Below are 798 nucleotides of genomic sequence, written 5' to 3'. Positions count from 1 at the left end.
CGTGCCGACTCCCCTCCCGTCCCCCGGCCGACACCGGCGCTGTTCTGAGACCCGTTACGACCAGAGGAAGAACCCCATGGATGAGGCCCTGTGGCGCCAGGTGGAACGACTGCGTGAGTGGCTGGACGCCGAGACCACCCCGGCGCTCGCCGACAACGTCAAACTCTGGCGCGTACTGAAAATCGGCGAGGAGTTCGGAGAGGTTTCCGAGGCGCTGCACGGCGCGATGGGCGCCAACCCGCGCAAGGGCGAGTCACACACGTGGGACGACGTCAACAAGGAACTGTGCGACGTGATCGTGACAAGCATGGTTGCCCTCGCGACCTGTACACCCAACGCTGCCGGGGTGCTGGAGGAGCGAGTCCGGCAGCTTGTCGACCGGGTCCTACCGGAAGGCGGAGAACCGGCCGACCACGCCCGGGAGACACCCGGCTCCCTCACCCCGATTCCACGGTGAGTGTGCTCCCGAGACGGGCGGAGGAACCCCGTCCGCCCCGCCAGGAGACGGACGCCCGGAGGAGTGACGGCCCCGGTGTCGAGCCGCAGGTTCCTGCCCTCGGTAGCGGGCCGGGTCCCGGGTCTGTCGGCTGCTCCGCCCACCCACGGGGTGATCCCCGCGACCAACTCCCGGAGGAGTTGGATGGGTTCGAGGTGGTTGCGTGGCCCCGAGTTTCGCAGAGCCCGTGAGGTGTCCCAACTCCGTGGAGTCAGGGGCATACCACTCCAAGCCCAGCCGCCCCGCCGATTCGGAACCCCGTCCTCCGACCACCACCCCGCCGGCTCCCTTCGAACGCCTAC

Annotated in this window: 1 protein-coding gene; it reads left to right on the top strand. The window is 68.9% G+C overall.

The features are described from left to right. Positions 1–457 (top strand): MazG-like family protein (locus FNQ90_RS25445; RefSeq protein ID WP_323380184.1); only part of this gene is annotated, 457 nt, incomplete at its 5' end. Positions 458–798: the final 341 nt, after the last annotated feature.

Source organism: Streptomyces alkaliphilus (genome assembly GCF_014141535.1).
Taxonomy (GTDB): domain Bacteria; phylum Actinomycetota; class Actinomycetes; order Streptomycetales; family Streptomycetaceae; genus Streptomyces; species Streptomyces alkaliphilus.
The sequence above is the reverse complement of the archived record's forward strand: the minus strand, read 5'-3'. Positions and strand labels throughout refer to the sequence as shown.